25 protein-coding genes are annotated in these 23,394 nt (G+C 62.0%); 8 read left to right on the forward strand and 17 right to left on the reverse strand.

Features of this window, described 5'->3' with window-relative positions; genetic code table 11:
• The 7 genes from ruvB to aspS form a co-directional block, all read right to left on the reverse strand.
• The coding region (gene ruvB / locus Q0W88_RS03085; RefSeq protein WP_297799894.1) for a Holliday junction branch migration DNA helicase RuvB at nt 1-642 on the reverse strand (642 nt) is incomplete at its 3' end.
• A gap of 37 nt (nt 643-679) precedes the next feature.
• Nucleotides 680-2,566, reverse strand: coding sequence for a potassium transporter Kup (locus Q0W88_RS03090; RefSeq protein WP_297799896.1), 1,887 nt, complete (start codon nt 2,564-2,566; stop codon nt 680-682).
• Nucleotide 2,567: 1 nt separating this feature from the next.
• Nucleotides 2,568-3,152 carry a Holliday junction branch migration protein RuvA gene (gene ruvA / locus Q0W88_RS03095; protein WP_297799898.1) on the reverse strand — a complete coding sequence of 195 codons (585 nt, stop codon included), beginning with the start codon at nt 3,150-3,152 and terminating at the stop codon, nt 2,568-2,570.
• Nucleotides 3,149-3,673 carry a crossover junction endodeoxyribonuclease RuvC gene (gene ruvC, locus Q0W88_RS03100; protein ID WP_297799900.1) on the reverse strand — a complete coding sequence of 175 codons (525 nt, stop codon included), beginning with the start codon at nt 3,671-3,673 and terminating at the stop codon, nt 3,149-3,151. The genes ruvA and ruvC overlap by 4 nt, the downstream gene beginning before the upstream one ends.
• Before the next feature lie 3 nt (nt 3,674-3,676).
• A complete protein-coding gene (locus Q0W88_RS03105; protein WP_297799902.1) occupies nt 3,677-4,396 on the reverse strand; it encodes a YebC/PmpR family DNA-binding transcriptional regulator in 720 nt (239 codons plus the stop codon).
• 61 nt (nt 4,397-4,457) lie between these two features.
• Nucleotides 4,458-5,057, reverse strand: a complete 600-nt coding sequence (locus Q0W88_RS03110; protein WP_297799903.1) for an alpha/beta hydrolase — start codon at nt 5,055-5,057, stop codon at nt 4,458-4,460.
• Nucleotides 5,058-5,060: 3 nt separating this feature from the next.
• On the reverse strand, nt 5,061-6,818 hold the full coding sequence (aspS, locus tag Q0W88_RS03115; protein WP_297799904.1) for an aspartate--tRNA ligase: 1,758 nt from the start codon (nt 6,816-6,818) through the stop codon (nt 5,061-5,063).
• Between the two features lie 206 nt (nt 6,819-7,024).
• Here aspS and Q0W88_RS03120 point away from each other — a divergent pair, with 206 nt between their 5' ends.
• A complete protein-coding gene (locus Q0W88_RS03120) occupies nt 7,025-7,975 on the forward strand; it encodes a DUF3011 domain-containing protein (RefSeq protein ID WP_297799906.1) in 951 nt (316 codons plus the stop codon).
• Between the two features lie 48 nt (nt 7,976-8,023).
• Here Q0W88_RS03120 and Q0W88_RS03125 read toward each other — a convergent pair whose 3' ends face one another.
• The 5 genes from Q0W88_RS03125 to Q0W88_RS03145 are packed head-to-tail and all read right to left on the reverse strand — an operon-like array spanning nt 8,024 to nt 12,141.
• On the reverse strand, nt 8,024-8,263 hold the full coding sequence (locus tag Q0W88_RS03125; RefSeq protein ID WP_297799908.1) for a zinc ribbon domain-containing protein: 240 nt from the start codon (nt 8,261-8,263) through the stop codon (nt 8,024-8,026).
• 44 nt (nt 8,264-8,307) lie between these two features.
• Complete coding sequence (locus Q0W88_RS03130) at nt 8,308-10,191, reverse strand: ATP-binding cassette domain-containing protein (protein ID WP_297799910.1); 1,884 nt, start codon at nt 10,189-10,191, stop codon at nt 8,308-8,310.
• Complete coding sequence (locus Q0W88_RS03135) at nt 10,188-11,111, reverse strand: aspartate carbamoyltransferase catalytic subunit (protein ID WP_297799912.1); 924 nt, start codon at nt 11,109-11,111, stop codon at nt 10,188-10,190. Before Q0W88_RS03135 ends, Q0W88_RS03130 begins: the two co-directional genes overlap by 4 nt.
• Nucleotides 11,108-11,578 (reverse strand): Holliday junction resolvase RuvX, encoded by a 471-nt coding sequence (gene ruvX / locus Q0W88_RS03140; RefSeq protein WP_297799914.1) that lies wholly within the window; start codon nt 11,576-11,578, stop codon nt 11,108-11,110. Before ruvX ends, Q0W88_RS03135 begins: the two co-directional genes overlap by 4 nt.
• Entirely contained in the window at nt 11,578-12,141 is a 564-nt protein-coding gene (locus Q0W88_RS03145; protein ID WP_297799917.1) for a YqgE/AlgH family protein, read from the reverse strand. Before Q0W88_RS03145 ends, ruvX begins: the two co-directional genes overlap by 1 nt.
• Before the next feature lie 99 nt (nt 12,142-12,240).
• Here Q0W88_RS03145 and Q0W88_RS03150 point away from each other — a divergent pair, with 99 nt between their 5' ends.
• On the forward strand, nt 12,241-13,512 hold the full coding sequence (locus Q0W88_RS03150) for a serine hydrolase domain-containing protein (protein WP_297799920.1): 1,272 nt from the start codon (nt 12,241-12,243) through the stop codon (nt 13,510-13,512).
• Between the two features lie 96 nt (nt 13,513-13,608).
• Here Q0W88_RS03150 and Q0W88_RS03155 read toward each other — a convergent pair whose 3' ends face one another.
• From Q0W88_RS03155 to Q0W88_RS03175, 5 genes are all read right to left on the reverse strand, one after another.
• Nucleotides 13,609-13,974: a hypothetical protein gene (locus Q0W88_RS03155; RefSeq protein ID WP_297799922.1), complete on the reverse strand. Its 366-nt coding sequence runs from the start codon at nt 13,972-13,974 to the stop codon at nt 13,609-13,611.
• Between the two features lie 783 nt (nt 13,975-14,757).
• Nucleotides 14,758-15,153, reverse strand: a complete 396-nt coding sequence (gcvH, locus tag Q0W88_RS03160; protein WP_297799925.1) for a glycine cleavage system protein GcvH — start codon at nt 15,151-15,153, stop codon at nt 14,758-14,760.
• A gap of 72 nt (nt 15,154-15,225) precedes the next feature.
• Nucleotides 15,226-16,311 (reverse strand): glycine cleavage system aminomethyltransferase GcvT, encoded by a 1,086-nt coding sequence (gcvT, locus tag Q0W88_RS03165; RefSeq protein WP_297799927.1) that lies wholly within the window; start codon nt 16,309-16,311, stop codon nt 15,226-15,228.
• Nucleotides 16,312-16,361: 50 nt separating this feature from the next.
• Nucleotides 16,362-16,796, reverse strand: a complete 435-nt coding sequence (locus Q0W88_RS03170) for an NfeD family protein (RefSeq protein WP_297799928.1) — start codon at nt 16,794-16,796, stop codon at nt 16,362-16,364.
• Nucleotides 16,793-17,719, reverse strand: coding sequence for an SPFH domain-containing protein (locus Q0W88_RS03175; RefSeq protein ID WP_297799930.1), 927 nt, complete (start codon nt 17,717-17,719; stop codon nt 16,793-16,795). Before Q0W88_RS03175 ends, Q0W88_RS03170 begins: the two co-directional genes overlap by 4 nt.
• An 85-nt stretch (nt 17,720-17,804) precedes the next feature.
• Between Q0W88_RS03175 and Q0W88_RS03180 the strand changes: the two genes are divergently transcribed.
• The 6 genes from Q0W88_RS03180 to Q0W88_RS03205 all read left to right on the forward strand — a co-directional run bounded on the left by Q0W88_RS03180 (nt 17,805) and on the right by Q0W88_RS03205 (nt 23,392).
• On the forward strand, nt 17,805-18,377 hold the full coding sequence (locus tag Q0W88_RS03180) for a sigma-70 family RNA polymerase sigma factor (protein ID WP_297799932.1): 573 nt from the start codon (nt 17,805-17,807) through the stop codon (nt 18,375-18,377).
• Complete coding sequence (locus Q0W88_RS03185; protein ID WP_297799934.1) at nt 18,374-18,889, forward strand: hypothetical protein; 516 nt, start codon at nt 18,374-18,376, stop codon at nt 18,887-18,889. The genes Q0W88_RS03180 and Q0W88_RS03185 overlap by 4 nt, the downstream gene beginning before the upstream one ends.
• Nucleotides 18,890-18,913: 24 nt before the next feature.
• A complete protein-coding gene (locus tag Q0W88_RS03190; RefSeq protein WP_297799936.1) occupies nt 18,914-20,068 on the forward strand; it encodes a PDZ domain-containing protein in 1,155 nt (384 codons plus the stop codon).
• 99 nt (nt 20,069-20,167) lie between these two features.
• Entirely contained in the window at nt 20,168-21,073 is a 906-nt protein-coding gene (locus Q0W88_RS03195) for an aldo/keto reductase (RefSeq protein WP_297799938.1), read from the forward strand.
• 67 nt (nt 21,074-21,140) lie between these two features.
• The gene (locus Q0W88_RS03200; RefSeq protein WP_297799940.1) at nt 21,141-22,469 is read left to right on the forward strand and encodes a nucleoside transporter C-terminal domain-containing protein; all 1,329 of its coding nucleotides are present in this window, start codon (nt 21,141-21,143) and stop codon (nt 22,467-22,469) included.
• 2 nt (nt 22,470-22,471) lie between these two features.
• Nucleotides 22,472-23,392: a ribokinase gene (locus tag Q0W88_RS03205; protein WP_297799943.1), complete on the forward strand. Its 921-nt coding sequence runs from the start codon at nt 22,472-22,474 to the stop codon at nt 23,390-23,392.
• Nucleotides 23,393-23,394 lie beyond the last annotated feature (2 nt).

Below are 23,394 nucleotides of genomic sequence, written 5' to 3' on the forward strand. Positions count from 1 at the left end.
ACGGCAGGCGATTTCACGCGCTCCTCCGGCGTCGCAGGCAATCGACAGGATGCCGGCCGAACGCGTGACGATGCGGCAGAGTTCCTCGACCGAATAGAATTCCAGACGCTGCACGATGCCGAAACGGTCGCGCAGCGGCCCGGTCAGCAGGCCGGCGCGGGTGGTGGCGCCGATCAGGGTGAATGGCGGCAGATCGAGTTTGATCGAGCGCGCGGCCGGGCCTTCGCCGATCATGATGTCAATCTGGAAATCCTCCATGGCCGGATACAGCACTTCCTCGATGACCGGCGACAGCCGGTGGATTTCGTCGATGAACAGCACATCGTTCGGCTGCAGGTTGGTCAGGATGGCGGCCAGATCGCCGGCACGCTCGATGACCGGACCGGAGGTCTGCCGGACCGAAACGCCCATTTCATTGGCAATGACATGGCTGAGCGTGGTTTTGCCCAGGCCCGGCGGCCCGAAAATAAGCACATGGTCGAGCGCCTCGTTGCGTTGGCGGGCGGCTTCGATGTAGATGCCCATCTGCTCGCGCACGGCGGTCTGGCCGAGATATTCGTCCAGTTTTTTCGGGCGGATGCTGGCTTCAATCAGCTCGTCCTCCCGGTTCGCGGCACCGCTGACTACGCGCAGTTCATCCATTGACGGCAACCTTTTCCGTGATACCCGATTCCAGCACCTAAATTACCACTTTCGTGCCCAATTCCACCAGCCGTTCGCCCGGAATGCCGAAGAATTCGGTGGCCGGCGTGGCATTGCGGGACATGAACAGGAACAGTTTGTCGCGCCACAGCGCCATGCCCTGATCGGCCTTGGCAATCAGTGCTTCGCGGCTGGCGAAATACGTGGTGTCCATCGGATCCATGTGCAGGCCCGGAATGTCGAGCGTTTTCAGCGAAAGCGGGACGTTGGGGCCTTCCATGTAACCGTAGCGCAGGCTGAGCCGGGTGAAGCCGGAACCCAGATCGGTCAGTGAATAGCGTTCTTCCTTGTCCACGCGCGGCACGCTGAAGGTTTCCACGGTCAGCAGGATGTTCTGCTCGTGCAGGACCTTGTTGTGCTTGAGGTTGTGCAGCATCGCCGGCGGCATGTAATCGTTCGAGGGCGTCATGAAGATGGCGGTACCGGGAACGCGCGTCGGCGGATCGACCAGAATGCTCTTGACGAAATGCTCGATGCGCAGACTGTCGCGGTTGACCTGCTCGCGCACCAGATCGCGGCCGTGCCGCCACGTACGCATGATGGTGAACACGCACAGGCCGAGCAGGACCGGCACCCAGGCGCCGTGCAGGAACTTGATGGCGTTGGCCGAAAACAGGGCGGTATCGATGATCAGATAGGCGATGCCGAGGGTCCAGATCCAGACCGGCTTGATGCGCCAGCCCTGCGAGGCGAGGATGATCAGCAGGACGGTGTCGATCAGCATGCTGCCGGTGACCGACACGCCGTAGGCGGCGGCCATCGCCGAGGAACTCTGGAAGCCCAGAACCAGCACGATTACGGTGATAAACAGGATGTTATTGACCCAGGGCACGTAAATCTGGCCGATGGTATCGGCCGAGGTGTGCACGATTTTCATGCGGGGCAGATAGCCGAGTTGGACCGCTTCACGGGTCAGCGAGAATGCACCGGAAATGACCGCCTGCGAAGCAATGACGGTGGCCATGGTGGCCAGCAGGATCATCGGAATCAACAGCGACTGCGGCACCAGGCTGTAGAACGGATTCTTCAGCGCCGAGGGATCGGCCAGCACCAGCGCGCCCTGGCCGAAATAATTCAGCACCAGCGCCGGCAGCACGAAGAACATCCAGGCCCGTCGGATGGGCATGCGTCCGAAGTGGCCCATATCGGCATACAGTGCTTCGCCGCCGGTCACGCACAGCACCACGGCGCCGAGCACCAGCCAGGCCGCTCTGCCGTTTTCGATGAAGAAGGAAACACCGTAAGCGGGATTCAGGGCCAGAAGCACGGACGGGTTGTGAACGATCTGGATGACGCCGAGGATGGCAATGCAGATGAACCAGACCGTCATCACCGGCCCGAATACCTTGCCGACCTTGTCGGTGCCGAAGCGCTGGAATGAGAACAGCAGCGCCAGAACCGCCAGCGCGACCGGCATGATGTACGGATGCAGCTGCGGCGCAACCAATTCCATGCCTTCCACGGCAGAAAGCACCGACATCGCGGGAGTGATCACCGCATCGCCGAAGAAGAATGCGGTACCGAGAATGCCGAGGATGCCCACGGTATAGGTCAGCGGCGAGGCGATCGGCAGTGCGCGGTGCACCACCGTCATCAGCGACAGGATGCCGCCTTCGCCGCGGTTGTCGGCGCGCATGATCACCATCACGTATTTGAGGGTGACCACCAGGATCATGGCCCAGAACACCAGGGACAGGATGCCGAGCACGTTGTCATGGCTGGCCGCCAGACCGTAATGGCTGCCGAAGGCTTCTTTCAGGGTGTACAGCGGACTGGTGCCGATGTCGCCGAACACCACGCCGATGGCACCGAGGATCAGTGCGGATTTCGATGCATTCGATGCGGAATGGCTGTGGGCGCTCATGTCAGCTCCGGAGGGCGGATTTCAGGGCGGCGCGGATGATGTCCTCGGCGCTGTCGGTGGGCTTGGCATCTTTCACCATGCGGGAAATTTCGGCCGGCTTGTAGCCCAGCTGCTGCAGCGCGATGCTGGCTTCGCTGATGGCATCGGCCGGCATGGCGGAACCGCCGCCAACCGTCACCGGCATCTGCTGGCTGCGCTCGCGAAGCTCGACAATCATGCGTTCGGCGGTTTTCTTGCCGATACCGGGAATTTTGGTCAGTGCTGCCACGTCACCGTTTTGGAGCATGCGGGTGAACTCATTGACGCTGCTGCCCGAAAGCACCGCGAGCGCGATCTTGGCGCCGATGCCGGAAACCTTCTGGACATCGCGGAACAGACGGCGCTCCGCTTCGGTGGCGAATCCGTACAACGCTACCGCATCCTCGCGCACCGCGTAGTGGGTCACCAAGGTAACCGCCTCGCCGGCCGCCGGCAGGTCGTAATAGGTCGACATCGGCACTTCCAGCTCGTAACCGACACCGCCGACTTCGAGCAGAATCCAGGGCGCCTGTTTGCTGATGAGGGTACCGCGCAATCGTCCGATCATTTCCGGCTCCAAACCTGCCGCGCCGAGATGCCGATGCGGTTGGCGGTGGCACGCACATTGGCGTGGGTAACGGCGACCGCCAAAGCATCGGCGGCATCGGCCTGTATTTTACCATTGAGATTCAGCAGCACGCCCATCATGTGTTGGACCTGGACCTTGTCGGCGCCGCCCTTGCCGACCACCGCCAGCTTGATTTCCTTGGCGGCGTATTCATGGATCGGCAGATCACGCAGCACGGCCGCGCACATGGCCGCACCGCGGGCCTGGCCGAGCTTCAGCGCCGAATCCGGATTGCGTGCCATGAAGACTTTTTCGATGGCCACTTCGTGGGGCGCGAAACGGGTAATCAGGGCATCGAGTTCATCGAGCAGCACCTTCAGGCGCTGCGGAAAATTCTCGGCCACCAGCAATACGATCGGCTGATGATGGACATGCGTGATGCGCCCGGCGGCATCGACATCGATGATGCCGACACCGGTTCGCTGCGAACCTGGATCAATGCCGAGGATGCGGACGGTCACGTATCAGGATTCGAGTTCGGCGTTGGAATACACGTTCTGCACATCATCGAGATCTTCCAGCATGTCGAGCAGTTTCAGCACCTGCTCCGCGGTCTCGCCGCCGATCTTGACGTCGTTGTCGGCGCGCATGGTGACACCGGCTTCCTCCGGCACCAGTCCGGCCGCCTGCATCGCGTTCTTGACCGCTTCGAACTGATCGGGCGCGGTGATGACGTCGATGGCACCGTCTTCCGGATAGACCACGATGTCATCGGCGCCGGCGTCGATGGCCGCTTCGGTGACTGCATCCTCGTCGGAACCGGCCGGGAAACTGATCACGCCGCATTTGCGGAACATGAAGGCCACCGAACCGTCGGTGCCGAGATTGCCGCCGTATTTGCTGAAAGCATGGCGCACATCCGACACCGTTCGCACCTTGTTGTCGGTCATGCAGTCCACGATGACGGCGACGCCACCGGGGGCATAGCCTTCATAGCGCAGTTCTTCGTAATTGACGCCCTCGAGTTCGCCGGTGGCTTTTTTGATGGCGCGTTCCATGACGTCTTTGGCCATGTTGGCGGACAGCGCCTTGTCCATGGCAAGCCGCAGACGCGGATTGCCGGCCGGATCGCCGCCGCCCTGGCGCGCGGCCACGGAAATTTCACGGATCAATTTGGTGAAAATCTTGCCGCGGCGGGCGTCCTGCGCGCCCTTGCGTCCGGCAATTGCCATTAATCGGCCCATACTCACTCTCGGATTGCAAAACAAGGGCCAATTATAGGCTTTTCCGCCGGGTTTGGCTTGTTCAGGCTTCGCGATTCAACAGGGCAAGCACCTGCGTCATCACGGCTTTTGAAAACAATTGTCCGCTGTGGCTGACCGGAACGCTGACATGCCGTTGCAGCCCCGGGATCCGGGTTTCGGACAGCGCCACGCTGCCGTCATTCTGCGCGTCGAAACGATGCACGAAACGACCCAAGCCTTTCGGATCGGTACCGGCGATGACCGAAACATCGAGTCCCTCGGGAATCTGCGTGAACCCGCGGGACAACAACGTCGTGCTGCGACCTGCCAGAACTCCCAAGGGCGTATTCCGGTAGCGGCGGACCACCTGACTGCCGGCCAAGGGCGAACCGACGCAAAGGATGCGGCCGCGGAACGAGGGGCATCCGGCCATGGCTTCCACCGCAATCAGGCCGCCGAGACTGTGCGCGAGAATGTCGGTGTCCGGTTCGGCCAGCGCAGTTTCGCGCAGGCGCGCAATGGCCTGCTCCGGCGACTGCAGCAGGGACCGGTAGGAGAAATACTGCGGACGGTAGCCCGCCTCACGCAGTTGCCGCGCCCAGAAATACAGGGCCGGCGCATGCATCCACAGGCCATGCACCAGCAGGATGCGGCGGCCCATGGTTTACTGCGGGTCGCGCACTTTCACATGCAGCTCGGCCAGCTGCGCGTCCGGAATCGCGGACGGCGCGCTGGTCAGCAGGCATTGGGCCGAGGCGGTTTTCGGGAATGCGATGACGTCGCGGATCGAATCGGTACCGGCCATCAATGCGGCGATGCGGTCGATGCCGAACGCGATGCCGCCGTGCGGCGGCGCGCCGTATTGCAACGCTTCGAGCAGGAAGCCGAACTTGATCTGCGCTTCCTCTTTGGAGATGCCCAGCAGATCGAACACCGTGCTCTGCATCGCGGTGCGGTGGATGCGGACCGAGCCGCCGCCGATTTCATTGCCGTTGAGCACCATGTCGTAACCGCGGCTGACCGCGGTCTTGGCATTGGCCACCAGATCATCGACGTCATCCACCTTCGGTGCGGTGAACGGATGGTGCAGGGCCATGTAGCGCTGCGCATCCTCATCCCACTCGAACATCGGGAAATCGGTGACCCACAGCGGCGCCCAGCCTTCGGCCACCAGATGCAGATCCTTGGCCACTTTCAGGCGCAGCGCACCCATGAAGTCGCATACGGTTTTGTATGCACCGGCACCAAAGAACAGGATGTCGCCGTTGTCGGCCTGCGCGGACTGCAGCACGGCGGTCAGCGTGGCATCATCGAGGAATTTGGCAATCGGCGAATTGATGCCCTCGCGGCCCTTCACCAGATCCTCGACTTTCAGCCAGGCCAGCCCTTTGGCCCCGTATTTGGCGCAGTAGGCACCCAGATCGTCGATCTGTTTGCGTGACAAAGCCGCACCGCCGGGCACGCGCAGGACCGCAACGCGGCCTTCGGCATGGTTGGCCCAATCGGTGAACACCTTGAATTCGGAATTCCTGACCAGATCGGCCACATCCACCAGCTCCAGGGCGATGCGCAGATCCGGCTTGTCGGAACCGTAACGGCGCATGGCCTCGGCGTAGGTCAGGCGCGGGAACGGATTGGCCAGCTCAACGCCCTGCACTTCCTTGAAGATGGCGCGGATCATGCCTTCGACGAAATCCTGGATGTCCTGTTCGGTGATGAAGGCGAATTCCATGTCGAGCTGGGTGAATTCGGGCTGGCGGTCGGCGCGCAGGTCTTCGTCGCGGAAGCAACGGGCGATCTGGTAGTAGCGGTCCATGCCGGCCATCATCAGCAGCTGCTTGAACAACTGCGGCGACTGCGGCAGGGCGAAGAATTCACCCGGATGCACGCGGCTCGGCACCAGATAGTCGCGGGCGCCTTCCGGCGTGGCCTTGGTCAGGATCGGGGTTTCGATGTCCTGGAAACCGGCGGCATCCAGGAAGCGGCGCAGGGCCTGCACCAGCGCAGTGCGCTTGCGCATGGTCTTCTGCATTTCCGGGCGGCGCAGATCGAGATAACGGTAACGCAGGCGGATGTCTTCGCCGGGATTTTCATGGTTGTAGAACGGCAGGCTGGCCGAAGCGTTCAGGATTTCAATGCGTTCGGCCAATACTTCCACGGCACCGGTGGCGATCTTGCTGTTGACGCTGTGGCGCGCGCGCACGCTGCCGGTCACCCGCAGACAGTATTCGTAACCCACCTTCTCGGCATCGGCGAAAGCCGGATTGTCCGGCTCGGCCACCACCTGCACGATGCCTTCGTGATCGCGCAGATCGATGAAGCAGACCCCGCCCAGGTTCCGGGACACATCGGCCCAGCCGCACAGGGTGACGGTTTGCCCGATGTGGGATTCGTTGATTTGACCGCAGTAATGGCTACGCATGGGGCTTTGGGCTCTTGACTGTCTCGAACCCGCTATTTTAAAGGACAGGCCGTCCATGTGCGCGCTTTTCGGTGCTTTTTTGCCGATTGCCGGCACATCCGCCCGCCGGACCCGCCAGAGGACCCGTTTTGAGCCATGCCGGTTACTTTTCGGTTCAGAAATGGCGCAGTATAGTGGCTCGAACCGCCTCGCATGGGAGACCGCTGATGATCCGCCTCGTTATCGCCCTTTTTCTTGCCAGCCTGAGTCTGACGGCCGCCGCCCAATCGCGGCCGCCGGTCAGTGAGCGGGCGTACGCCCCGGAAAATATCGGCAGCCTGCCGGTTTCCGACCAGATCCGCGTCATCGAAAAGGAATACCGCGAGCAGTCCCGTGGCCGCCAGATTCCCGATGACCAGCTGGACTTCTATCTGGACCAGATCAAATTCTCGCGCTGGACCTTCAGCAAGATCAAGAACGACATCGCCGTGTCCCTGCGCGGCAACAGCAATGGCAACTGGAATCCGCCGCCGGGCGGCAACTGGAACCCCGGCAATGTCATCTGCTCCAGTAAAGACCACCGTTACAACGAATGCCGGACGCCCTTCCGCGGCCGTGCCCGTCTGGTTGAGAACATTTCCGACACCCGCTGCGTTGAAGGCCGCAACTGGGGTTCACGCCAAGGCCTGGTCTGGGTCGATGACGGCTGCCGCGGACGCTTCGTCGATTCCGGCAACGGCTGGGGCGGCAGCGGTGGCAACTGGAACAACGGCCAGACCTTCCGCTGCGAAAGCGAGGGCGGGCGTTACCGCGAATGCCGCAAGCCCTACTCCGGCGGCAACACCGTGCTGGTCCGCCAACTGTCCAGCAACCGCTGCACGGAAGGCTACAGCTGGGGCGAGAAACGCGACATTGTCTGGGTCTCGAACGGTTGCCGCGGCGAATTCCGCCTGCAGGGTGGCAACAACGGCTCCGGCGGCAACTGGAACAATGGCTATACGGTGACCTGCTCGAGCTACAACGGCGCTCTGCGCACCTGCGCCTGGGACCGCAATCGCGGTGAGCCGCGTCTGATCGAGCGGCTGGCCGGACGCTGTTCCGAACGGGTCGACTGGGGTTATGACGGCCGTGGCCTGTGGGTCAAAAACAGCTGCAGCGCCCGTTTCGGCGCCCGCTGACATCAGGCTGCTTCACCAAAAACCCCGGCCTTCTGGCCGGGGTTTTTTTCATTCGGCCTTGGGGGCGCTCGAGGGCGCCTCGGCCAGATTCTTCTTTTTGTCCCCGTCTTTCTTGAAATCGGTTTCATACCAGCCGGAACCGGCAAGCCGGAAACTCGGCGCGGTCAGCTGACGGGACACCGATGGCTTGCCGCAAACCGGGCAATCGGTCGGATCGGGGTCGGACATTTTCTGCAGGCGCTCGAAGCGGTGGCCGCAGTCGGAACAGGCGAAATCATAAAGAGGCATGGGGGCACCTTGAAGGGTGAAGGTGATGGGTAATTCGGGGCGTTTCAGCCGTTTTCAAGCGCGGCATAGGCTTCCAGCCAGCGGGCTTCGGCCTCGGCCCGCTCGGCCTCCAGCTTCTGCTGCTGCTGGCCCAGCTGCAGCAGCACGGCGCCGCCGTCGGATTGATAGAGCTCGGGCCGCGCCATCTCTTCCTGGATATGGGCCAATTGCGAATCCAGCTCCGCCATCCGGGCTTCCAGCTTTTCAACCTGCTTCTGCAGCTTGCCGAGTTCGGCCGAGGATTTCGGCGGCGCCTGGGGCTTGGCGGCTTCGGCTTTGGCTTCGCTGCGGGCCTTGCTGGCGGCCTGATCGGCTTTGTTGCCGCGCGCCTTCAGCCACACGGCATATTCATCCAGGTCGCCATTGAACGGATCGACGCGGCCGTCGGCGACGCGCCAGAAGGTCTCGCTGACCAAACCGATCAGGTGGCGATCGTGCGAAACCAGCACGATGGCGCCGTCGAAGTCGCTGAGCGCCTCGGCCAGGGCCTCGCGCATGTCGATGTCGAGATGGTTGGTCGGTTCGTCGAGCAGCAGCACGTTCGGCTGTTGGTAGGCGATCAGCGCCAGCGCCAGCCGGGCGCGCTCGCCGCCGGAAAAGCCGTCCACCGATTCGAAGGCGCGGTCACCGACGAAATACCACTGTCCGAGGAAATTACGCAACACCTGCTCGCCGGCATCGGGCGCGATTTCCTTGAGGTGCCAGATCGGGCTCTGGCCTTCGGTCAGGCTTTCCACGGTGTGCTGGGCGAAATAACCGATGCGCAGATCGGGATGCGCCACGCGTTCGCCCTCCAACAGGGCCAGCTCGCCGACCAGGGTCTTCACCAGCGTGGATTTGCCGGCGCCGTTCGGACCGAGCAGACCGACGCGGTCGCCGGCTTCCAGTCCGAATCCGACCTGGTCCAGGATTTTCGTGCGGCCATAGCCGCAATCGGCCTGATTCAGGCGGATCAGGGAGTGCGGCAGTTTGGCCGGCTGTCCGAACTGGATGTGCATGGCGCGTTCGGCACGCACGGCCTCGGTGCCGGCCAATTTGGCCAGCCGCTTCATCCGCGACTGGGCCTGTTTGGCCTTGCTGGCCTTGGCCTTGAAGCGGTCAATGAATTTCTGCAGATGCTCGCGCTCGGCCTGTTCCTTCTCGAAGCTGATCTGCTGCAGACGCAGATGCTCGGCGCGCTGGCGTTCGAAGCTGGTGTAGTCACCGGTGTAGAGCTTGGCCTTGCCTTCGTTCAGATGCAGCGTATGCGTACAGACACCGTCGAGGAATTCGCGGTCGTGCGAAATCAGCATGATGGTGCCGGGGTAGCGCAGCAGCCACTGTTCGAGCCAGAGCACGGCGTCGAGATCGAGGTGGTTGGTCGGTTCATCGAGCAGCAGCAGGTCCGAGGGCTTCATCAGCGCACGCGCCAGATTGAGCCGGACCCGCCAGCCGCCGGAGAAATCCGACACCGGACGCAGATGGCTTTCGGCGCCGAAACCCAGACCGTGCAGCAGCTTGCCGGCGCGCGCCGGCGCGTCGTAACCGTTCAGTTCGTCGAGCTTCTGATGCGCTTCGGCCACGGCATCGTAGTCTTCCGCATCCATAGCGGCCGCTTCGGCGCGAATGACGTCGAACACCGCCTGATCGCCGCTGAGCACGAAATCAAGGGCCGAATCCGGCAGGGACGGCGTTTCCTGGGCGACGCTGGCGATGCGCAGACGCGTCGGCATGTCGATATCGCCTTTGTCGGCATCGACCTCGCCCAGCACCGCGGCGAACAGACTGGTTTTGCCGCAGCCGTTGCGGCCGACCACGCCGACACGGGTGCCGGCATGCAGGGTCAGGTCGATGTTGGAAAGCAGCAGGCGCTCGCCGCGCCGAAGCGCGAAATTACGGAATGCGATCATGCGGCGAAGACCGCCTGCAGGACCGCCATCCGCACGGCGACGCCGTTGCTGACCTGCTCGAGGATGACCGAACGTGCGCCGTCGGCGACCTCATCGGCGATTTCGACACCGCGGTTCATCGGCCCCGGATGCATGACAATCGCATCGGGCGCGGCCAGCGCCAAGCGGCGGAGGTCGAGGCCGTATTCCGCAAAGTAGGCTTCGGGCTCGCCGACCAGTCCCTGCTCCATGCGCTCGCGTTGCAGTCGCAGCATCATCAGCACATCGGCGCCGGCCACGGCATCATCGAAGCGGGACATGCGGGTACAACCGTCCAGGGTGCCGTCGCGCGGCATGAGGGTGTCGGGACCGCAGACCCGGATTTCACCGCAGCCCAGCATTTTCAAGGCCTGGAGGCCGGATCGCGCGACCCGTGAATGCAGGATGTCGCCGGCAATGACGATCTTCAGTCGTGAAAAATCCGTGCCTTTGTGCTGACGGATGGTCAACATGTCGAGCAGGGCCTGGGTCGGATGGTTGCTGCGGCCGTCGCCGGCATTGATGAAGCGGGTTTCCGGTTTGGCCGCTGCGACCAGTGCCCGCAGTTCGCCGTCGATTGCGGTGCGGACAATGAAGCAGTCCACGCCCATCGCTTCCAGATTACGCATGGTGTCAATGGCCGTCTCGCCTTTCTTGCCGCTGGAATTGCCGGCATCGAAAGGCAGAACATCGGCGCCAAGCCGCGTTGCCGCCAGCATGAACGAGCTCCGGGTTCGGGTCGAGGCTTCGAAAAACAAGGGGCAGACCGTCCTGCCCTGCAGCGTCTCGCGCAATGCGCTCCCGCCAAGAGCCCGGGGACGCAGATCCTGCGCCCGGTCGAGCAATGCCCGTAATTGCGCCGGATCAAGATCGGAGATGGAAAGCAGATGCCTTAGAGTCATGCGGAAACGTCCAGATCGGTTCGGTTATGGGGTTGCTGGAACCAGCGTTCCAGGATGATGACTGCCGCCCAGGCGTCGAGCTGATCGGCCTGATGGCGTTTGGCTTCGCCGCGGGCACGGCTTTCGGCAAAACGCTGCGCGGCCTCGATCGAGGTGTTGCGTTCATCCATCAGGCTGACCGGCTTTCCGTAGCGTTGTTGCAGACTGCGGGCAAAATGCATCGCGCGGTCCCGGGCCGGCTGGTTTTCGCCATCCTGGGTCAAGGGATTGCCGACCACCAGGCCATTGGGCATCCATTCGCGCATCCAGGCATCCACGGCCGGCCAATCCGGTCCGGCGTCGTAGACATCAAGAATGCCGAGCGGTCGCGCGCTGCCGGACAGACTGTTGCCGACCGCCACACCGGTGCGGCGGGCGCCGACATCGAAGGCCAACACGGTCAGCACGCCGTCCTGCTGCGCGTCCATCAGGCATGCCCCGCATGGCGTGACATCAGCGAGAGATCGACGCCGAGCTGCTGCGCGGCAGCCTGCCAGCGCTCGGCGATCGGTGCATCGAAAATGATCGCCTCCGAGGCCGGGGCGTTCAGCCATGCGTTCTCCGCCAGCTCGTCTTCCAGTTGCCCGGCAGACCAGCCGGAGTAACCCAACAACACCAGAAACCGGTCGGGCCCTTCGCCGGCAGCCAATGCCTGCAGGATGTCACGGGAAGTCGAGACGCTCAGTCCGTTGCCCAGATGCAGACTGGAGTCCCAGCTTCGGCCGTCGTTATGCACGATGAAGCCACGCTCGGGACTGACCGGACCGCCGGATAGTACGCCGACGGCGCGCAGTCGCGGATTCTGGCAGGGCATGCCGAGCTGGTCGAACAGGGCGCCCAGGGTGAATTCGGAATCCTGGTTCAGCACCAACCCCATCGCACCCTGGGCATCATGCTGGCAGATCAGCGACACCGAGCGCGCGAAATAACCATCCTCCAGGCCGGGCATGGCTATCAGCAGCTGTTCGGCGAGACTCGTGGGATCGGACATGGCTGCTATTGTACCTTGCGGGCGCATTTTATTCGCCGTTCATTGAGTGGACCCCCGGCACAGGCTAAACTAGGTTTATCCCGTCAATGACCCGCGAAGATGCCGAAATCCAATCGATTACCGAAAATCCTCGCTGCGGTTTCCGTGCTTCTGACCACGGCCGGCCTGTCCATGGCAGTCGGCCAGAACAGCAAACCCGTTTCGACCGGCTCCAGCGGCAAGGCCGAACCGGTCATGCGTGCCAATCCGAACCGCGTACGCAACCTGCAGGGCGATGCCCGTGAAATGGAGCGCCTGGCTGAAGCCTTCCTGCAGCAAAAGAAGCTTCCGGGCATGGCCATGGCGCTGGTTCAGGATGGCCGGGTGTTGTCCGCCCGCGGCTATGGTGTCGCCGATATCCGGACCGGGCAGCCGGTCAAGAGCGACACGGTTTTCCGGCTGGCTTCGCTATCGAAGGCTTTCGCCGCGACACTGACCGGCATTCTGGTGGAAGAACAGGCACTGGGCTGGGATACGCCGATCGCCAAGCAGCTGCCGGCATTCAAACTGCGCGATTTCACCGCCTCGCAGAAACTGACCGTGAGCGACATCCTCAGCCACCAGGTCGGCTTGGCGAAGAACACCTACGACCGCGATCTGGAAAGCAGCGTGCCCTACCCGCTTCTGGCCGAACGCCTGTCCGATGCGCCGCTGGCCTGCACCCCGGGGGAATGCTACGGTTATCAGAACATCGCCTACAGCCTGATCGGCGACATGGTATTCGCCGTGACCGGCGATTTCTATACGCATCAGGTTGAAGAAAAAATCTTCATTCCGCTCGGCATGAAAAACGCCACCTACGGGCGGGATTCACTGATGGCCACCGGTAACTGGGCACGCCCGCATACCTATGGCGGCAAGGGCTGGGTATCGGGCATACCCAACGAGAACTATTACCATGTGCCGCCGGCGGCCGGCGTCAATGCCAGCATCACGGACATGGCCATCTGGCTCAATGCCCAACTGGGCCATTATCCGGATGTGCTGTCACCGGAACTCCTGCGTAAAATCCACACGCCGCTGGTCAACACCCCCGGGGAAATACGCTCCAGCGGCTGGCGCCATGAGCGGATCGACAGGGCCGCCTATGCCCTGGGCTGGCGCGTGTTCAGTTACCGCGGGCGCACGATGGTGTTCCATGCCGGCCATGTCCGCGGTTATCAAGGCGTCGTGGCCTTCCTTCCGGAAGAGGATGTCGGCATTGCGGTGCTCTGGAACAGCGAAAGTTCGGCACCCTCAGCGCTGTTACCGGCCTGGATGGACCGTGCACTGGGAATTCCCGGCCGGAATTGGCTCGATCTTGACGAAAGCACCGGCCCCGCAGCGGACTGAGCGCATAAAAAAGACGCCGTCGGCGTCCTGTTAAAAGCCCCCTCCTGACCTGGGCAGGTATCAGGAGGGGGATGTTACGGTAATCGGTACAGCTAATTACATCGCAGGCGCTGCCGGAGCGGCCGGGGCGGCCGGGGCGGCAGCCTTCTTTTTAACTACTTTTTTTTTAGCAGCCGGTTTTTTGGCGGCTTTTTTGGCAGCCGGTTTTTTGGCGGCTTTCTTAGCAGCCGGTTTTTTGGCGGCTTTTTTCACTGCTTTCTTGGCGGCTTTCTTGACAACTTTCTTGGCAGCCGCTTTTTTCACGGTTTTCTTGACGGCTTTTTTCGCGGCCTTTTTAACAACTTTCTTGGCAGCGGCTTTCTTTACGGTCTTTTTCACTGCTTTCTTGGCAGCGGCTTTCTTTACGACTTTCTTGGCGGCTTTTTTAGCGGCCGGTTTCTTTGCAGCTTTCTTGGTAGCCATGGTCAACTCCTCGTCAGTTGGCTTTGGAACAATGGAATGAAGCGAAATGCCCAGTGAAACGAACGCCGGGCAAATCGCCCGGCAAACTGCCTGCCGGGCGGACCCGGCTGGACAGATTTTCCGCCGCGGAATCCGCGGCTGAAACGAAAACACCCGGAACCGCAGGGAACCGGGTGCATGAATTCAGGGGAGACACCACCCGTTTCGAAACGTGTTCGGCGGAGGACAGGAATTTCTCAATTGCCGACGAACAATCGATTGCGTCTGCTTGAATTGTAGAGAAAGTCTTGATCACTTGGCTCGATGTGTGGTGTATCTAGAATGAAAGCTAATCAAGTGATTTTGCAATGTCAACACCTTTTGCGAAAAAAAATCGGGGGCCAGGCGGCGCTGCCGCAGGCCGCTTCGGCCAGGGGCCTTGAATGCAGAGAATACGAAAATCAGAAAAAAAATTACGTAGGCCTGCAAGCCTTGAAAACAAAGGCTTCCAGCACATCACGTTTTTAACGCATCTCTGAACATCGCGCCGGCGGTGCTTCCGATGCGCCCGGAAAACCGGCTTCCAACCTGATAAATTACTTTAAGAAAAATCGGCCCTATAGCTTTTCAGATTTGCCGGAAATGGCAAAACTGCGCAAGATTTCGGGCCGATTTCAATCGCCTTAAACGCCCGCGGATCAAGCCCGGAACACGAACATGCATCCTCCCGTAGAGCATGCTGCGGGAACGCGGCGCACAAAAAAAGGCCGCCGGCATCGCCGACGGCCCCTTGCGCAACTTCAATCAGTGGCTTTCTTCTTCGATCAGCGCGGCGTATTCATCCGGTGAAAGAAGTTCGTTGAGCTGTTCGGCATCCTCGATCCGGACGGTGAACATCCAGCCTTCGCCATAAGCGTCTTCGTTGATGGTTTCCGGCTTGTCGGACAGGGCCTCGTTGACGGCGGTAACCGTGCCGGTCACCGGGCTGTAAACATCGGATGCCGCCTTGACCGACTCGACCACGGCGGCGGCCGCACCGACGGTCACGGTATCGCCGACTGCGGGCAGTTCGACATAGACCAGATCGCCCAACAGGGATTGTGCATGCTCGGAAATGCCGACGGTAACTTGGCCGCCGTCTTCGATACGCGCCCACTCGTGGGATTTCAGGAACTTCAAATCGCCGGGGATTTCGCTCATAACACTCTCTCGGTTTGTGGGATTCGGGTGGAAACAGTTTACCTCTAACGCCGTCCGGCGTTAAGGGCGGGATCAGACGCCGGGCTGGGCTTTACCGTCCCGGACGAAGGGGTATTTGACCACGCGCAGGGGATGTCGGCGGCCGCGGATGTCGACTTCGACCGCGCCGACATCGCCAGCCGGCACGCGTGCCAGGGCAATCCCCTTGGCCAGGGTCGGTGAAAACGTTCCGGACAGGATCTCGCCGGGACCGGCGGCGGAATAAACGGCCTGGCCATGACGCAGCACGCCTTTGTCGTCCATGACCAGACCAATCATCTGGCGCGCGCTGCCTTCGGCGAGCTGTTTCTCCAGCACCGGACGTCCGATGAAATCGCGGCCCTCATCCAAGGCCACGGTCCATGCCAGACCGGCTTCGTAGGGACTGACGGTGTCGTCCATGTCCTGGCCGTAGAGTGCCATGCCGGCCTCCAGACGCAAGGTATCGCGGGCACCCAGACCGCAGGGGCGGACCCCTGCCCCGGCCAAGGCCTGCCAGAAAGCAATGGCGCGCTGTTCGGGCACCATGATTTCGAAACCGTCCTCACCGGTATACCCGGTACGCGCGATGAAAAGTCCGTCGGCGTCGCAGGCCACGAATTTACCCAACGCCGCGGCGCGTCCGGAGTCTTCGGCACCGAGCAGCGACAAAACCTTGGCGCGCGCATTCGGGCCTTGCACGGCGACCATCGCCAGATCGGCGCGCTCCTTGAGCACGATATCGAAACCGGCGGCCTGCGCGGTCATCCAGGCCAGATCCTTGTCGCGGGTGGAGGCATTGACCACCACACGGTAAAAGCTGTCGTCCAGGTAATACACGATGAGGTCGTCGATGACGCCTGCGGATTCGTTGAGCATGCAGGAATAAAGCGCCTTGCCCGGAACTTTCAGTTTCTCGATGGAATTGGCGATCAGCCGGCGCAGATAGGGACGTGCTCCGGCACCATGCACATCGATGACGGTCATGTGCGAGACGTCGAACATGCCGGCATCGGCGCGAACGGCATGATGTTCTTCGATCTGCGAACCGTAGTGGATCGGCATGTCCCAGCCGCCGAAATCGACCATTTTTGCGCCGGCATCCCGGTGAGTCTGGTTATAAACGGTTTTCTGGGTCATGACGGTCTCGGCAGTGGGCGGCAGGCGCCCATTATCGCATAGCGCCCCGATCAATCGGCGAGGCCGACCTTCAGAATGCCGTCATCCACGGCGATCACGGTGACGCGCGCGCCCTGCGGGGCATCGGGTCCGCGCACCTGCCAGAAGGCGTCGCCGATCTGCACGCGGCCGTTGCCGTTGACGATCGCCGATTCCAGCACCAGAATCCGCCCGAGCAGCTGGTCCTGCTTGCGGTTCAGCAAGGGCTGGTCGGTGCTTTCGCCGGCCTTGCGGAAATAGCGCCAGTAAATCCCGACCGAAACGAAAGAGAGGATCACGAACACCAGAATCTGGGCCAACAGCGGCACCGGAAGACCGAGGACCAGCAGCAGGAAGACCCCGGCGGCGGCGAAACCGAGCCACAGGAACAGGATGCCGGGCGCCAGCGTTTCCAGTCCGATCAGGACCAGCGCCATCACTGCCCAGAAAATGGCGGCATTGCTCATTTGGTTTTATCCTGCGCCGGTTTTTCCAGACTGGCCTTGGCCAGCTCGGCGATGCCGGCGATCGAACCCATGACGCCGGTGACTTCGGTCGGCAGGATCATCAGTTTCTGATTGGGCGAGTCGGCGAACTTGCCGAGGGCTTCGACATACTTCTGGGCGACGAAATAATTGATCGCCTGCACATCGCCCTGTGAAATCGCGGTCGACACCAGTTGCGTGGCCTTGGCTTCGGCTTCGGCCAGGCGTTCGCGGGCCTCTGCTTCACGGAAAGCGGCCTCTTTCTTGCCCTCGGCCTGCAGGATGGCGCCCTGCTTCTCGCCCTCGGCGCGGAGGATCTCGGCCTGACGCAGACCCTCGGCTTCCAGAATGTTGGCGCGCTTCTCGCGCTCGGCTTTCATCTGACGCGCCATCGAGTCGACCAGATCACGCGGCGGCTGGATGTCCTTCAGCTCGATGCGGTTGACCTTGATGCCCCAGGGATGGGTTGCGGTATCGACCACGGTCAGCAGTTTGGCATTGATCTCGTCGCGCTTGGACAGCGACTCGTCGAGATCCATGGAGCCGATGGCGGTCCGGATGTTGGTCATCACCAGGGCAATGGTGGCCTGCTGCAGATCGGACACTTCGTAAGCCGCCTTGGCGGCGTCCAGCACCTGGAAGAACACCACGCCGTCCACTTTCACCACGGCGTTGTCCTTGGTGATCACGTCCTGCGAGGGGATTTCCAGAACCTGCTCCATCATATTCACCTTGCGGCCGATGTCCTGCATGATCGGGACCAGGATATGCAGGCCGGGGCTCAGGGTCTTGGTGTACTTGCCGAAGGTCTCGACGGTCCACTGGAACCCCTGCGGCACCATGCGCACCGCTTTGTAGAGAACCACCATGGCGAAAAACAACAGGGCAATATACAGAAAGTTCATGGAACACCTCGGATCTTGTGTGGTCCTATTATAGGACGATTCAATTGGGTGCGACCCTTTTCCGCCCCGGGGCATCTTGTAAACAGTGAGCCATTCAACCCACTTCGCGATCGATGTGCCGGACAGCCTGATTCAACGCGCCAAACGCGGGGATGCGCAGGCTTTCGAGCAGATTTACCGTTGGTTCGAACGGCCGATTTACACCCTCGGACTGCGCCTGTGCGGGCAGCCGGCCGAAGCCCAGGAGGTTCTTCAGGACTGCATGATCAAGGTGATGACGCGGATCGGCGAATTCAAAGGGCAGTCCCCGTTCTGGGGCTGGCTGAGGCAGATTGCCGTGAATGAAGCGCTGATGCGGCTTCGTCGCAGCGCGAAGGGCTTCAAGGAAGAAGACGTGTACGAATCGGACCTGGCCGACAGCGGGACGGCGATGCCGCCGCAGGCCGCTGAAGCCGCGCAGATGATCGATGCCCTGCAGACGCTTCCCGCGCTGACGCGTTCGGTTCTGTGGCTTTACCACGTGGAAGGCTTCACCCATGAAGAAATCGCCGGGCAAATGGGGAAAACGCCGTCCTTCTCGAAATCACAGCTTGCCCGCGGCACCCGAAAACTCCGTGACACTCTGGCCATCCGGCCTGTACCAGGAATCGAACCATGAACACCGCTATTGATCTGCCGAATGCATTGCGTCAACTGCCGCTGGAAGCCCCGGCCGAAAGCGCCTGGCCCGGCCTGCAGCGGCATCTGCCCCGGAAACCCGTCTGGCCGAAGCCGGCATTTGCTTTGGCCGCAAGCACTGTGCTGGCGCTGCTGCTTTGGCAATCCGGCACACATACCGACACACCGCCTTCGGCCACGACGGCACTGAGCGCCGGAACCGCCGATATGCAGGTGCTGATGGACCGCTCGGCGCAGCTGGAAAAAGCGTTCTATGCCCAACAGGACGATGCCATCTCCAGTGCCAGCGTGATTGCCGCCAATATCGGCATCGAAGAGCAGCTGGCTGCCATCGACGCCGGTCTTTCGCAGCAGCCTTCACCGGAAGATGCCCGTGCCCTCTGGCAGCAACGCATCAGTCTGCTCGACCAAGGCCTGCAGCTCAACCGGACCAATGCCGACTTCAACGCGGCCGGCCGCAATTTCGACCTGGCTCTGGCCAGCACCAACTGAAACCTATCCCTCAAGGAGATTTCCATGTTCACCCCGAAAAACCTCATTCCGCTGATACTGGCCGCAGGCTTTATTTCCACGACCGCTTATGGACAGACCACGAAAGCCTCTGCCGATGAACAGAAAGCCGCGCGTGCCGAAATCGAGCAGCTGAGCAAACGCATCCAGGAGTTGTCCAAGAAACTCGGTCCCGATGACCAGATGCAGATCACCATCATCGAAACCAAACGCGACAGCGAAACCGGCATGGTCGAGCGCAGCGTCACCACCACCGCGCCGGCCGGCAAAGGTCCGGGCCGGATCGAGGACAAGCGCGGCGGAAAGCGGATCGAAATGTACCCGGCCGGCCCGCGAATCGGTCTGGGTGTGGTCATGGCACCGAACAGCGGCAACGGCGTGAAAATCGCTGCGGTCAGTCCGAAAGGTCCGGCCAAGGACGCCGGTCTGCAGGCCGGCGACGTCATCACCGCCATCAACGGCAAAGCCATCTCCGCCAAAGACCAGGCCGGCGTCGATCAGGCCCGGGCCGCACTGTCCAATCTGAAGGAAGGACAGACCGTGAAACTGGCCTACACCCGCAACGGCAAATCGGCCAATGCCACGCTGAAAGCCGGAAAAATCGAACCGCAGATGATCGTCAACCGCGAGACGCGCGGCCCCATGCCCGGCGGAGCACCGCACGCCTTCGCATTCGCTACGCGCTGGAGCGGCATGAACCTTGCCGAACTGAACCCGCAGCTGGGCCGCTATTTCGGCAGCAACACCGGCGTACTGGTGTTGAGCCCGAAAGCCGAATTCCCGCAGTTGCAGGCCGGCGATGTCATCCTCAAAATCAATGGCAAGCCGGTCGCCAAATCGCGCGATGTGCTCGAAGCCATGCATGGCAAGAATGAAGGCGAGAAAGTCGCCATCGACATTCTGCGCGACCGCAAAGCACAGTCGGTCAGCATCAGCGCGCCGAAAATGGGCCCGATGGAACCGCCGATGCCGCCCATGCCCCCGATGCCGCCCGGCCCGCCGCGTGTTGCCATGCTGTTCGACGGCGCCGAGGGCGGCCTGCTGACCGAAGACCTGATCGGCGGCGGCGACCGATTCCGCACCATTACCCTGGTCGGTCCGGCAATGGATGAAGACGTGGAAATCGAAATCATCGAATCCGAAATCGGCGATCCCCGCTGAAATCCGATCCGCTCCGAAAAGCCCGGCATTGCCGGGCTTTTCATTTTGAGATGCCGGATGCGGCAACACCTATTAATATGGAAGGGCAAGGAGACCCCGATGACACTGTCTGCCACTGAAATCGATGACCGCCTGATGCTGGGATGCTGGCGTCTGCACGAGCGGACACCCCAGCAGATCACCGTCCTGCTTCAATCGGCGCTGGAAAGCGGCATCCGGCAATTCGACCATGCCGACATCTACGGCGGCGGCGAGAGCGAACGGCGATTCGCGCAGTCCCTGCGCACGCTCGGTTGCCCGCGCGAATCCATCATCATTCAAAGCAAATGCGGTATCCGCGACGGACATTACGACAGCAGTGCCGGCCACATTCTGGCCTCGGTCGACGGCATTCTCGACCGTCTCGGCACCGATTATCTCGACACCCTGCTGCTGCACCGGCCCGACGCACTGATGGAACCGGCGGAAGTCGCCGAAGCCTTCAGCCGGCTGCAGGCCGCGGGAAAGGTGCGCCGGTTCGGTGTCAGCAACTTCCGGCCCATGCAGATCGAACTGCTGCAATCAGCCTTGGAACAGCCCCTGTGCGTCAACCAGGTGCAGTTCGGTCTGGCCCATACCGGGCCGATCGATGCGGCGCTGCAGGCCAATACCGGATTTGACGGCGGCATCGACCGCGACGGTTCGGTCATCGATTTTTGCCGCATGAACGGGCTGCGCGTGCAGGCGTGGTCGCCGCTGCAGTTCGGCATGTTCGCGGGGAATTTCCTGGGCCATCCGGATTTTGCGGAACTGAACCATGCCCTCAACACGTTGGCGCAGATTTACGGCTGCAGCGCCGGTGCCATCGCCATCGCCTGGATCCTGCGCCATCCGGCAGGCATGCAGGTTCTGCTCGGAAGTACCGACCCGCAACGCCTGAAGCAGCTTTCCGCAGCGGCCACCATCCGCCTGCCGCGGGAGCATTGGTACGCCCTTTACCGTTCGGCCGGAAACCGTCTGCCCTGAGCCTTCAGGCTTGCCCAATCCGGCCCCGTAGACTACCCTTTGACGGTCACCTTCTACGGATTTCCCCATGAGCGCAGTGCTTTTCGGACTTTTCGGCCTCAGCTGCCTGCTGGCCATTGCCTGGCTGTTTTCCAACAACAAACGCGCCATCGACTGGCGCCTGGTGCTCACCGGCGTGGCACTGCAGATCGCCTTCGCCGCCTTCGTACTACTGACCACCTGGGGCAGCACCATCTTCGAAGGCCTCGGCCATCTGTTCGTGACCCTGATCAACTTCACCAACGAAGGGTCGAAAATGATTCTCGGCGGCATGGCCGATCAGGACAAATACGGTTTCGTGTTCATCTTCCATGCCCTGCCCACCGTGATTTTCTTCGCCGCATTCATGGCCATCCTGTACCACATCGGCGTGATGCAGTGGATCGTCAAGATCATGGCGCTGGCGATTACCAAAGTCATGCGCGTGTCCGGTGCTGAAACCACCAGCGTGTGTGCCAGCGTATTCATCGGCCAGACCGAAGCACCGCTGACGGTCCGCCCCTACATCAACCGCATGACCGACTCCGAACTGCTGACCATGATGATCGGCGGCATGGCGCACATCGCCGGCGGCGTGATGGCCATCTACATCGGCATGCTGGCCGGCACCGATCCGGCCATGCAGCAGATGTATGCCAAACACTTCCTGGCCGCATCGATCATGGCCGCGCCGGCCACGCTGCTGATTGCCAAGATGCTGATTCCCGAAACCGGCGAACCACTGACCCGCGGCAAGGTCAGCGTGCATGTCGAAAAGGAAAGCGCCAATGTCATCGATGCCGCCGCCGGCGGTGCCTCGGACGGCATGAAACTGGCCATCAACATCGCCGCCATGCTGCTGGCCTTCGTGGCGCTCATCGCCATGATCAATTCGGTGATCGGCTGGGTCGGTGACTGGCATATTGCCGGCTACCAGAGCCTCAACATGATGCTGAACCAGGGCGCCGCTCCCGGGGCAGCTCCGGTCACGCTCAATCTGGGCCTGATCCTCGGCTACATCCTGGCGCCGATCGCCTGGGTCATCGGCGTGGACTGGAACGATGCCGTCATCGCCGGCGGATTGATCGGCCAGAAAGTGGTGCTGAATGAATTCATCGCTTACCTGCAATTGTCGCAGACCCCGGTCGGCGACGGCCCGGGCGCCATCAGCGAACATTCGCGCCTGATCCTGACCTACGCCCTGTGCGGCTTCGCCAATTTCGCCTCGATCGCCATCCAGATCGGCGGCATCGGCAGTCTGGCACCGGAACGGCGCGCCGATCTGGCCCGCTTCGGCCTGCGTGCCGTGCTCGGCGGCTCCATCGCCACCCTGATGACTGCCACCATCGCCGGCGTCCTGCTCCAGCTCGGCGGCTGATCATGATCGTCGTGGCGGGCTCCTACAACCAGGATCTGGTTTGGCGCACGCCGCGGTTTCCGAAGGCCGGTGAAACACGCACCGGCCACTTTTCCCAAGGTCCCGGCGGTAAAGGCTTCAATCAGGCCATGGCCGCACATCGGCTCGGGGGCAACACCCTGTTCATCGCCGCCATCGGCGAGGATGCCCTCGGTGGGCTCGCCATGCAGCTGGCAGAGCGCGAAGCTCTGCCTTGTGCCTGGCAAAAATGTGCGGGTGCCGCCACCGGCAACGCCGCGATCTGGCTGGATGACGATGGACAGAACCAGATTCTGGTGGATCTGGCCGCGAATACCCGGTTATCGCCCACGCACATCTCCGCACATGCCGAAGACATCCGCCATGCCCGGATTCTGCTGCTTCAGCAGGAAGCCGCACTCGGGGCCAGCCTTGCTGCCCTGCATCTGGCGAAAAAAGCCGGCGTGCGCAGCATCGTCAATCCGGCGCCGGCCTCCGGAGATTCCGCGGAATTGCATGCCCTGGCGGACATACTGAGCCCGAATGAAAGCGAGTTCGCCGCCTTGCTGCAGGCCCAAGGCGAAGACGTCAGCGCCGAAAGCATCGCGCAACGCGATGCCGGCGCATTGCATGCCCTGGCCCGGAAACTGCCCTGCCCCGACACGGTGATTACGCTCGGTGCCCGCGGCGCCGTGCTCAGCACGCCTTCCGGATTCCATGAATTCGCGCCGCCGAACGTCAGCGTCAGGGACACGACCGGCGCCGGCGATTGCTTCAACGGCGCATTGGCGGCGGAGCTGGCGCACGGATCCGCATTGATCGACGCCTGCGCGTTTGCGGTGCTGGCCGCTTCCTGCAAGGTCGAGCGCGCCGGTGCGGCACTCGCCATGCCGACACGGGCCGATATCGCCGCCCGCTTCGGCTGATC

The sequence above is a fragment of the Arenimonas sp. GDDSR-1 genome, from assembly GCF_025980345.1.
GTDB lineage: Bacteria > Pseudomonadota > Gammaproteobacteria > Xanthomonadales > Xanthomonadaceae > Arenimonas.

Coding starts and splice junctions, on each gene's coding strand:
- Q0W88_RS03090 (WP_297799896.1), bottom strand. CDS start 2,566: ATGAGCGCCCACAGCCATTCCGCATCGAATGCATCGAAATCCGCACTG.
- ruvA (WP_297799898.1), bottom strand. CDS start 3,152: ATGATCGGACGATTGCGCGGTACCCTCATCAGCAAACAGGCGCCCTGG.
- Q0W88_RS03105 (WP_297799902.1), bottom strand. CDS start 4,396: ATGGGCCGATTAATGGCAATTGCCGGACGCAAGGGCGCGCAGGACGCC.
- Q0W88_RS03110 (WP_297799903.1), bottom strand. CDS start 5,057: ATGGGCCGCCGCATCCTGCTGGTGCATGGCCTGTGGATGCATGCGCCG.
- aspS (WP_297799904.1), bottom strand. CDS start 6,818: ATGCGTAGCCATTACTGCGGTCAAATCAACGAATCCCACATCGGGCAA.
- Q0W88_RS03120 (WP_297799906.1), top strand. CDS start 7,025: ATGATCCGCCTCGTTATCGCCCTTTTTCTTGCCAGCCTGAGTCTGACG.
- Q0W88_RS03125 (WP_297799908.1), bottom strand. CDS start 8,263: ATGCCTCTTTATGATTTCGCCTGTTCCGACTGCGGCCACCGCTTCGAG.
- Q0W88_RS03130 (WP_297799910.1), bottom strand. CDS start 10,191: ATGATCGCATTCCGTAATTTCGCGCTTCGGCGCGGCGAGCGCCTGCTG.
- Q0W88_RS03135 (WP_297799912.1), bottom strand. CDS start 11,111: ATGACTCTAAGGCATCTGCTTTCCATCTCCGATCTTGATCCGGCGCAA.
- ruvX (WP_297799914.1), bottom strand. CDS start 11,578: ATGGACGCGCAGCAGGACGGCGTGCTGACCGTGTTGGCCTTCGATGTC.
- Q0W88_RS03145 (WP_297799917.1), bottom strand. CDS start 12,141: ATGTCCGATCCCACGAGTCTCGCCGAACAGCTGCTGATAGCCATGCCC.
- Q0W88_RS03150 (WP_297799920.1), top strand. CDS start 12,241: ATGCCGAAATCCAATCGATTACCGAAAATCCTCGCTGCGGTTTCCGTG.
- Q0W88_RS03155 (WP_297799922.1), bottom strand. CDS start 13,974: ATGGCTACCAAGAAAGCTGCAAAGAAACCGGCCGCTAAAAAAGCCGCC.
- gcvH (WP_297799925.1), bottom strand. CDS start 15,153: ATGAGCGAAATCCCCGGCGATTTGAAGTTCCTGAAATCCCACGAGTGG.
- gcvT (WP_297799927.1), bottom strand. CDS start 16,311: ATGACCCAGAAAACCGTTTATAACCAGACTCACCGGGATGCCGGCGCA.
- Q0W88_RS03170 (WP_297799928.1), bottom strand. CDS start 16,796: ATGAGCAATGCCGCCATTTTCTGGGCAGTGATGGCGCTGGTCCTGATC.
- Q0W88_RS03175 (WP_297799930.1), bottom strand. CDS start 17,719: ATGAACTTTCTGTATATTGCCCTGTTGTTTTTCGCCATGGTGGTTCTC.
- Q0W88_RS03185 (WP_297799934.1), top strand. CDS start 18,374: ATGAACACCGCTATTGATCTGCCGAATGCATTGCGTCAACTGCCGCTG.
- Q0W88_RS03190 (WP_297799936.1), top strand. CDS start 18,914: ATGTTCACCCCGAAAAACCTCATTCCGCTGATACTGGCCGCAGGCTTT.
- Q0W88_RS03195 (WP_297799938.1), top strand. CDS start 20,168: ATGACACTGTCTGCCACTGAAATCGATGACCGCCTGATGCTGGGATGC.
- Q0W88_RS03200 (WP_297799940.1), top strand. CDS start 21,141: ATGAGCGCAGTGCTTTTCGGACTTTTCGGCCTCAGCTGCCTGCTGGCC.
- Q0W88_RS03205 (WP_297799943.1), top strand. CDS start 22,472: ATGATCGTCGTGGCGGGCTCCTACAACCAGGATCTGGTTTGGCGCACG.